At 62.6% G+C, this 9,670-nt stretch carries 7 protein-coding genes and 1 pseudogene; 7 read left to right on the forward strand and 1 reads right to left on the reverse strand.

All coding sequences use genetic code 11. The annotated features are described in order from the left end of the window. The 7 genes from AHiyo1_RS07605 to AHiyo1_RS07635 form a co-directional block, all read left to right on the forward strand. Positions 1-1,199 (forward strand): aldehyde dehydrogenase family protein (locus tag AHiyo1_RS07605; protein WP_059388151.1); only part of this gene is annotated, 1,199 nt, incomplete at its 5' end. Then, positions 1,196-2,230 carry a quaternary amine ABC transporter ATP-binding protein gene (locus AHiyo1_RS07610; RefSeq protein ID WP_059388152.1) on the forward strand — a complete coding sequence of 345 codons (1,035 nt, stop codon included), beginning with the start codon at positions 1,196-1,198 and terminating at the stop codon, positions 2,228-2,230. The genes AHiyo1_RS07605 and AHiyo1_RS07610, both read left to right, overlap by 4 nt. Further along, on the forward strand, positions 2,230-4,263 hold the full coding sequence (locus tag AHiyo1_RS07615) for an ABC transporter permease (protein ID WP_059388153.1): 2,034 nt from the start codon (positions 2,230-2,232) through the stop codon (positions 4,261-4,263). The genes AHiyo1_RS07610 and AHiyo1_RS07615 overlap by 1 nt, the downstream gene beginning before the upstream one ends. A 38-nt stretch (positions 4,264-4,301) precedes the next feature. Next, the gene (locus AHiyo1_RS07620; protein WP_084784403.1) at positions 4,302-5,282 is read left to right on the forward strand and encodes an ABC transporter substrate-binding protein; all 981 of its coding nucleotides are present in this window, start codon (positions 4,302-4,304) and stop codon (positions 5,280-5,282) included. Between the two features lie 416 nt (positions 5,283-5,698). Then, positions 5,699-6,994 carry an MFS transporter gene (locus AHiyo1_RS07625; protein WP_253257232.1) on the forward strand — a complete coding sequence of 432 codons (1,296 nt, stop codon included), beginning with the start codon at positions 5,699-5,701 and terminating at the stop codon, positions 6,992-6,994. A 32-nt stretch (positions 6,995-7,026) separates the two neighbouring features. Next, the gene (locus tag AHiyo1_RS07630) at positions 7,027-8,283 is read left to right on the forward strand and encodes an aminopeptidase P family protein (RefSeq protein WP_059388156.1); all 1,257 of its coding nucleotides are present in this window, start codon (positions 7,027-7,029) and stop codon (positions 8,281-8,283) included. Positions 8,284-8,404: 121 nt separating this feature from the next. Further along, positions 8,405-9,232, forward strand: a complete 828-nt coding sequence (locus AHiyo1_RS07635) for an IclR family transcriptional regulator (RefSeq protein ID WP_059388157.1) — start codon at positions 8,405-8,407, stop codon at positions 9,230-9,232. A gap of 51 nt (positions 9,233-9,283) precedes the next feature. Here the strand turns inward: AHiyo1_RS07635 and AHiyo1_RS07640 are convergent. Then, positions 9,284-9,670 (reverse strand): annotated as a pseudogene (locus tag AHiyo1_RS07640) (LOG family protein); the annotation flags it as partial.

Raw genomic sequence — 9,670 nt, forward strand, 5'->3', positions numbered from 1 at the left:
CCGAATACGACATCGACGACGTCATCGCCTGCTTCCGCTACTACGGCAGCGTGGCAGGCACGGACGCAGGCCGCGTGATCGATACCGGCCGGCCCGGCGCCATCAGCCGGGTCGTCCATGCACCCGTGGGCGTCTGCGGCCTCATCACGCCGTGGAACTATCCGCTTCTGCAGGCTTCATGGAAGGTTGCGCCGGCACTGCTCGCCGGGAACACCTTTGTCCTCAAGCCCAGTGAGCTGACGCCTTCGACGTCGATCCTGCTCATGGACACGCTGCGCGAAGCCGGCGTGCCCGACGGCGTCGCGAACCTCGTGACGGGAACGGGACCGGAAGTGGGGGCTGTGCTCAGTTCGGATCCGCGGGTCGATCTGGTCTCCTTCACGGGCGGACTGGAGACCGGCAAGCGGATCATGGTGGCCGCGGCGGAGACGGTCAAGCGCGTGGCCCTCGAACTCGGCGGCAAGAACCCGAATGTGGTCTTTGCCGACGCTGACCGTGAGGCCGCCATCGACAACGCCCTCACGGCTGTCTTCCTGAACTCCGGCCAAGTTTGCTCGGCCGGGACGCGGCTCATTGTCGAAGAGTCCATTCACGAAGAGTTCGTGGCCGAGGTGGTTCGCCGTGCACGCCAGATCCGGCTGGGCGGCCCCTTCGACCAGGAGGCCCAGACCGGCCCGCTGATCTCCACGGCCCACCGGGACAAGGTCCACGCCTACGTGCAGGCCGGGGTTGCGGAGGGCGCCCGGTTGCTGTGCGGAGGCTTCATTCCGGACACCCCGGAACTGGGGCGTGGCAGTTTCTACCCGCCCACCGTATTGGACGGGTGCAAGACCTCGATGCGCGTGGTCCAGGAGGAATCCTTTGGCCCCGTCATGACGGTGGAAACATTCACCACCGAGGAAGAGGCCGTCCGGCTGGCCAACGATACCGTCTACGGACTGGCCGGCGCCGTGTGGACGGCAGACGCCTCGAAGGCCCAGCGGGTCTCCGAAGCGCTGCGCCACGGGACGGTCTGGATCAACGACTACCACCCATACGTTCCGCAAGCCGAATGGGGCGGCTTCGGACAATCAGGCAACGGCCGCGAATTGGGGCTCGCGGGCTTGGCCGAATACCGAGAAACAAAGCACATCTGGCAAAACATCAGCCCCGGGCCCAGCCATTGGTTCGAGCCGTCACAGGCAGGAGTACAGCAATGAGCAGTCCTGACATATCAGTGCGCAACCTCTGGAAGGTCTTCGGACCCGGAGGTGAAAAGATCCCCAAGAATCCCGAGCTGTCGAGCTTGAGCTCCGGCGAATTGCTTGAACGCACCGGCTGCAATGCTGCCGTGCGGGACATGAACTTCGACGTCGCAAAGGGCGAGGTGTTCGTCGTCATGGGCCTCTCCGGATCAGGAAAATCCACCCTGATCCGATGCCTCACCCGGCTGATCGAACCGACGTCGGGAAGCGTCCTGGTGGACGGAAAAGACGTGTTGGATGCGGGAACCACCGAACTTCGGGAACTGCGCCGGAGGAAGATGTCCATGGTCTTCCAGCACTTCGGCCTCCTACCGCACCGCACCGTGCTGGACAACGTGTCCTACGGCTTGCAGATCCGCGGGGCGTCGAAAAACGAGCGTTACGCCAAATCCCGCGAAATCATCGAACTGGTAGGCCTCAAGGGCTACGAGCAGCATTTCCCCGATCAGCTTTCCGGCGGAATGCAGCAGCGTGTTGGGCTTGGCCGCGCCTTGGCGGGCGATCCGGACACCATCCTCTTCGACGAGCCGTTCTCGGCCCTGGATCCCCTCATCCGGCGCGATATGCAGGCCGAAGTCATCCGGCTGCACAAAGAGATGGGCAAGACGATGGTGTTCGTTACCCACGACCTATCCGAAGCGCTCAAACTCGGGGACCGCATCCTGATCATGCGGAACGGCGAGACTGTCCAGTGCGGCACCGGCGATGATCTTGTCGGATCGCCAGCGGACAAGTACATTGCCGACTTCGTCTCGGAAGTACCCCGCGCGGATGTCCTGACGCTCAAATGGATCACCGATCCGGTAGCTTTGGGCACTCCCGGGGATGCTCCCGTCCTGAGCGCAGGCACCATCATCCGCGACGCCATCCCCACGGTCATGAACTCGACGTGTCCCGTGCTCGTGGAAGAGTCCGGAAAAATCACGGGCCAGATCGACCGCGACAGCATCTTGTCGGTCATCCGCAGCACGGAAGTTGCGGCGTGATGTCCACTCTAGTTCGCGATCGCGCCCCGGTTCAGGCCAGCGCCAACACCCTCCGCCCGCCGCGCAAGCGGCTGAGTCGCCGAGTTTTGCTTCTGGGTGCCGCCGGAGTCCTCTGGCTCCTCGGTTTCTTGTTCCTGCACGGCACATCGACCCTCACGCTGCCGGCGTCGGAATTGACTGACCTGCACCGTTCGCTCAACCAATTCAATGCCTGGGTCGCATCGAACCGGGCGGACAATCCCGTTTTCCAGTACGTCTTCACTCCCTTCCGTTCCGCCGTCGATTCAGTCGCAAATCTGTTCACTAGCACTTTTGCCGCCAGCTCTACCGGGCTTCGCCTACCGGAAATCGGCTGGCTGGGAACTGTCGGCCTGCTCAGCTGGATCGCTTTTGCGGTCGGCAATGCCCGGGTGGGATTGCTGACGGCGGCCGCATTCACGTTCTTCGGGCTCCAGGGCCTGTTTACGGAAGCGGCTTACACCTTCGCCCTCGTCCTCACAGCCGTGCTGTTCAGCCTGCTGATCGGCATCCCGCTCGGAGTCTTGGCCGGGATCTCGGGCCGGGTTTCCCAAGTGATCACTCCGGTCCTCGACTTCATGCAAATCCTCCCCACGTTCGTCTATCTGGCTCCTTTGGCCCTCATCTTCCTGATCGGCCCTGCCTCCGCCGTCATCGCCACGGTGATCTACGCGGTGCCTCCTCTCATCCGACTGACGGCACACGGAATCCGGAACATCCCGGAGAACACCAGGGAAGCCTCCGATTCCTTGGGCACCACAGGGTTGCAGCGGCTTCTCACCCTGCAACTCCCCCTGGCACGGCGCACCATCGTGATGGGGATCAACCAAAGCACCATGGCTGCTTTGTCCATGGTCACCATCGCGGCGCTGATCGCGGCGCCGGGCCTGGGACAAGTGGTTGTGCGTGCCTTGCAATCGCTCGACGTCGGGACAGCTGTCAACGCAGGTCTGTCGATCGTCCTCCTGGCCATTGTGCTGGACCGGGTCACCACGGCCGCCAGCCGCCGGGCCGAACCCGGAGCAGCCCGCAAGCGCCGGATATCGCGGAAAGGCAGGTACATCCTGCTCGCTGCCAGCCTCGCCGTTGTCCTTGCCATGGTCCAGCTTTCCCGGACCATGCTCTGGGCAGCAGCCTTTCCGAAGAACCTCAACTTTGGCCCGGACATCGTCAGCGGAGTCAGCGCTGCCAGCGCATGGCTGCAGACAAATCTTTCCCTGTTTACGGTGTCGTTCCGCGAGGCCCTGACCAACGGAATCCTTAACCCGTTCCAATCCCTTCTGACCGAGACCCCCTTCTACCTCCTCGTCGCGGTTGTCCTTGTAGCGGCTTACGCACTTGGCGGTTGGAAACTGGCACTGGTCACCGCCTCATGCCTGGCTGCGATCATTTACCTGGGCCTGTGGAGCGATGCCATGGTCACCTTGGCCAGCACCCTTGTTGCCACGGCCGTGGTCATGGTGCTGGGCATCATCTTCGGTGTGGCGATGGGCAGGTCCAACAAGGTGGACCAGATCATGCGGCCCATGCTGGATGCGGGCCAGACCATGCCTGCCTTTGTCTACTTGGTTCCATTCCTAGGCCTCTTCGGCGCAACGAGATTCACGGCCATCGTCGCTGGAATTATCTACGCAGCGCCTGTGGCCATCAAGATCACGGCCGACGGCATCGCGGCGATCTCCCCGACCGTCATGGAGGCTGCAGTATCCAGCGGGTCAACCCCGTGGCAGGTCATCACCAAGGTCCAGCTCCCCATGGCCAGGAAATCCCTGGCCCTCGCCGCAAACCAAGGCTTGATCTACGTCTTGGCCATGGTAGTCGTCGGAGCCCTGGTCGGTGCAGGCGGCCTAGGATACGACGTCGTCGCCGGCTTTGTCCAGAGCTCGCTGTTCGGCAAGGGCCTCGCCGCCGGCCTGGCCATCGTCTTCCTCGGCATCCTGCTGGACCGCATCACCCAGGCTGCGGCAGCCGACCCGGTCCGCAAAATCCGCTCAGCAAAATCGAGCGCGCACTAGTCCTCCCCGTTCACCGCCCCAACAAGGAGACCCCAACCATGAGTAGAACCAGACAGCTTTTGAAACGAACAATTCCCGTACTGGCCGGAACCGTTACCGCAGCCCTCTTGCTAGCTGGCTGCGGAGGCGCTTCCGTGAACCAAGCGGCAGCCGCAGGCTCCTCGGAAACGCCCTGCGGAACCGTCAATGTCGCCCTCAACGCGTGGGTCGGTTACACGGCAAATGCGGCCGTCTACAGCTACGTAGCCCAAAACAAGCTCGGATGCACAGTAGTCCAGAAGGACCTGTCGGAGCAGATCTCCTGGCAGGGCTTTGGTTCCGGTGAAGTCGATGTCATCCTCGAGAACTGGGGTCACGCCGACCTCACGAAGCAGTACATCACGGACCAAAAAGTGGCTGTGGACGCCGGCCCGACGGGCAACGAAGGGCACATCGGCTGGTACGTACCACCATGGATGGTCCAGAAGTACCCGGACATCCTGGACAGCAAGAACCTGAACAAGTACGCCTCACTCTTTGCCACCTCCGAATCAGGCGGCAAAGGCCAGGTCCTGGACGGCGACCCCGCCTTCGTGACCAACGACGAAGCCCTGGTCAAGAACCTTGGCCTCGACTACAAAGTGGTCTTCTCGGGCTCGGAAGCAGCTCTCATCCAGTCGTTCCGTACGGCCGAAAAGAACAAGACACCGCTGCTTGGCTACTTCTACGAACCGCAATGGTTCCTCTCCGAGGTCCCCCTCAAGAAGGTCAGCCTGCCCGCCTACACCCCGGGCTGCGATGCCGACGCCGAGAAGGTGGCCTGTGACTACCCCGACTACAAACTGAACAAAGTGATGGCCAAGAAGTTTGCGGACAGCGGTTCTCCCGCGGCGAAACTGCTCAAGGCCTTCTCGTGGACCAACGCCGACCAGGACTCGGTCGCAACGGACATCCAGGGCGGCATGAAGCCGGACGCCGCCGCCAAGAAATGGGTGGATGCCCACCCGATGTGGTGGCTGCCTGGCTCAAATAGTCCCTGACGCTTGCTTTGAAGCTCCCCGGATCCTGCGATCCGGGGAGCTTCTTTTTGCCTTTCCGCCGGCGGCTTCATCCCGGTCGCGCCATTCCATGCAACCGTGTTGCAGTGGTTGCGCCATCCACCCCACCTAGCTCACACCCACCCTCCCAACTAGCTAGCACTTATTGTCGTTTAGCGCCCTCAAAACGACAACAAGTGCGAGTCAGTTGGGCGACACCCGGAGACCCTTGACGGTGACGCGCAACACATCTATTCTGGTGCAACAGCGTTGCGTTGAATGCAACCTCAAAAGTTCTTGGTGGATTCATGAAAAACGAAACATCCTCCGTGGCAGCCATCCCGGGAAGCGCTCCTGCCGGATCCAAAGGCGGATCCGGCGACTTTCCCGACGAAGCAGCCATCCAAGGCGGCACATCGATGCCAGCCAATAGCCACACAGTCAGCAAAGACACCCGGCGCCGGGTCATCACTGCAAGCTTCATCGGCAATTTCGTCGAATGGTTCGACTACGCCGTCTACGGCTACCTTGCCGGGATCATCTCGACCGTCTTCTTCCCCGCATCGGACCGGCAGACCGCACTGCTCGCCACGTTTGGCGTCTTCGCCGTCTCCTTCTTTGTCCGTCCATTGGGCGGATTCATCTGGGGCCACATCGGTGACCGCCTCGGACGCAAACAAGCGCTCTCCCTCTCGATCGTGCTCATGTCCGTGGCTACGTTCTGCATCGCCCTCATCCCCGGCTACAACACCATCGGCGTCATGGCCCCGGTCCTCCTGCTGCTCGTCCGGGTTGTCCAGGGCTTTTCGGCGGCCGGCGAATACGCAGGTGCCTCAGCCTTCCTGGTGGAGTACGCGCCGGCCAATCGGCGCGGACTCTATGCCGCCGTCGTACCTGCCAGCACGGCGGCAGGCCTGCTGCTCGGTTCCCTTCTGGCGGCACTTCTCAGTTCGGTACTGAGCGCCGAGCAGCTCGGCGAATGGGGCTGGCGATTGCCCTTCCTCCTGGCCGCCCCGATGGGCCTGATTGGCCGCTACATCCGTACCAAACTCGAGGACACCCCGGCCTTCCGCGAAATGGCCGCGAAGGACACCGCGGTCAAGGCTCCGGCCTTCGCGATGTTCAAGACGTACCGCAAGCAGCTGATCATCGCGACGGGCGCGGTGCTGCTCAACGCCGTCGGCTTCTACGTGATCCTCAGCTACATGCCGACGTACCTTTCCGAGGAGCTTCATTTCGGCGCAGCCGAATCGTTCCTGGCCACCACCATTGCCCTTCTCAGCTACATCGGATTCATCTTCCTGACGGGTATCGCCTCGGACAGGTTCGGCCGCAAGCGCATGCTCATCACGGCTTCCGTACTGTTCGTGGTGCTGACCGTTCCGGCGTTCATGCTCCTCGACACCGGCAATTTCCTGGTCATTGTCCTGGTCCAGATCCTGCTGGGCGCCATGCTCACCCTCAACGACGGCACCCTGCCCAGCTTCCTTGCCGAGCTCTTCCCCACGAGGGTCCGCTACAGCGGCTTCGCCGTCAGCTTCAATCTCTCCAACGCCCTGTTCGGCGGCACCGCCCCGTTCATGGCAACACTCCTCATCGGCCTGACCCACAACCAGCTGGCCCCCGGCTGGTACCTCGTAGCAGCCTCCGTCATTTCCCTCATCGCGGTCCTCTTCGCTGTGGAGACTTCCAAGAAGCCCCTCCAGCAGGACTGAAAACAACCCACCCATTGAAAGGAACACCACCCATGACCATCACCGAGAATGAAGCCGTAAGCGACGTCGCCAAGCTTGAGCGCCTCAAGGTCCTCAACAACGGAGAGAAAGTCTCCCTGACGTTCTCCGACACAGAGTTTGAACGACGCCTCGCGAGTCTTCGCCGGATCATGGCCGAGAAGGATCTGGACGCCGTTGTCCTGACCAGCTACCACTCCATCAAGTACTACTCCGACTTCCTGTTCACCTACTTCGGCCGTTCCTACGCCATGGTGGTCACGGCCGACGACACCGTCACCGTTACCGCCAACATCGACGCCGGAATGCCGTGGCGCCGCAGCTACGGGGACAACCTTGTCTACACGGACTGGCGCCGGGACAACTACATCTTCGGTATCCAGGAAGTCCTGCGAACCCGCGGGATCACCGTCCGCCGCTTGGGTGTCGAGGACGATTCCCTTCCCCTGGACAACCGCAACAAGATCCAGGCCGCCTTCTCCGGGGCCACGCTGGTGGACGTCGCCCAGGCCGCCATGCGCCAGCGCATGATCAAATCGGCCGAAGAGATCGAGGTCATCAAGCACGGCGCCCGGATCGGCGACCTCGGCGGCGAGGCCATTCGCAACGCCATCACGGCAGGAATCACCGAGTACGAGGTTGCCCTGATCGGCACCGAAGCCATGGTGCACGAGATCGCCCGGACGTTCCCGGACTCCGAGATCCGCGACACCTGGGTGTGGTTCCAGTCCGGCATCAACACGGACGGCGCCCACAACTGGGCCACCACCCGCAAGATCCAGGAACACGACATCCTGTCCCTGAACTGCTTCCCCATGACCTCGGGCTACTACACGGCCCTGGAGCGCACCCTGTTCTACGGCGAACCCGATGCCCGCTCCCTGGAACTGTGGAACATCAACGTGGAGGTCCACAAGCGTGGCCTCGAGCTCATCAAGCCCGGGGCGGTCTGCAAGGACATCGCTGCTGAGCTCAACGAGATCTATGTTTCGCACGGTCTTCTCGCCAACCGCACCTTCGGCTACGGACACTCGTTCGGGGTCCTCTCGCACTATTACGGCCGTGAAGCCGGACTGGAGCTGCGCGAGGACATCGACACGGTCCTGGAGCCCGGCATGGTGGTCTCCATGGAGCCGATGATCACCGTCCTCGATGGCCAGCCGGGTGCAGGCGGGTACCGGGAGCACGACATCCTGGTGGTCGGTGAAGACGGTGCCGAGAACATCACCAAGTTCCCGTTCGGCCCGGAATACAACATCATCGGCGCCTAACCCCCACCTCCCGTGGACATGCCCAGCCTTGCGCCCGAGCAATGGACATATGACTCATATGCTCATTGCTCTCGGCCAAGGCTGGGCATGTCCCCATTAAAAGAGCCATATAGTGACCATCATGACCCCAGCAGAACCGCGTGCAGAACGGCGTGCAACCACCAGCGAAACCCCGGCCAACGGCGATTCCAAAGGCGCTTCGGTACTCGAGAATGCCATTGCCGTGCTCCGCAGCTTCACCGCCGAAGAACCCTTGCTGGGAGTCACCGAGATCGCCGGCAGGATCGGCTTGCACAAGAGCACCGTGTCCCGGATCCTGGCAACCTTCGAACAAGAACATCTGGTGGAGCGCGACCCCGAGTCCCGCCGCTTCCGGCTCGGCTTGGGGATGATCGCCCTTGCCGGCCCCCTCCTTGCCGAACTGGAAGAGCGCCGCGTGGCCTATCCCGTGCTGCGTGAGCTGAGCGAACGGACAGGCGAGACGAGCGCGCTCATGGTGTGGAACGGGAGCGAATCCATGTGCGTAGAGCAAATCGCCAGCCGCCACCAGGTCAAGCACCTCGCTCCGCTGGGTGCCCGCTACAACGAGGCGCTCAGCTCCTCGGTGCAGGTCTTCCTCGCCGCCGAAGACGCCGACCGTGTCCGCAAGCTCCTCCGCAGCGGCTCCATTACATTGCCCGGTCTCGACGAGGAAGCAATCGAGGCCTACCTGCTTCGGCTGCAGGAGTCCGTGACCCGGGGCTGGGCCTTCAATTTCGGCGAAACGTCCATCGAAGAAGTCGGCGTCGCATCGCCCGTCTTTGATCACCGCGGAGACATCGTTGCCTCTGTCCTGATCCCGGCGCCGAAGTTCCGGGTCTCGCAGGACACGCTCGCCAGCCTCGGCGAGGCATGCCAAGACGCAGCCCGCAAAGTCACCACGCGCCTGGGCGGCCGCGCCCCGCACTAACTCCCAAGTAGCTCGCATTTGTTGTCGTTACGAGCCGCCATACCCAAGCAGTTAGCCCGCGACCACGGCGAGCGCTTCCTCGACGCTGTCCACCAGGAAGATCCGGCCCTCCATCACCTTCCCGGCAGCAAGGCTCTGCAACATGGGCCACGCGGGATACTTGTGCTCCCAATGATCGCGCCCTACGAGCACCATGGGCGTGACGGTTTCCGGGGCGCCGTAGAAGTTCTCGCACGCGTCCTGGAAGATTTCCTGCACGGTGCCGGCTGAGCCCGGAAGGAACACGATCCCGCCGTTGCATAACTCCAGCAGGATCGCTTCGCGCACGGAGTTGGCGAAGTACTTGGCGATGTGGGTGGCGAAGAGGTTGGGCGGCTCGTGTCCGTAGAACCAGGTGGGGATGCCCAGCGACGTCGTTCCGCTCGGATGGTGCCCGAC

The organism is Arthrobacter sp. Hiyo1 (assembly GCF_001263615.2).
In the GTDB taxonomy this organism is placed as follows: domain Bacteria; phylum Actinomycetota; class Actinomycetes; order Actinomycetales; family Micrococcaceae; genus Arthrobacter.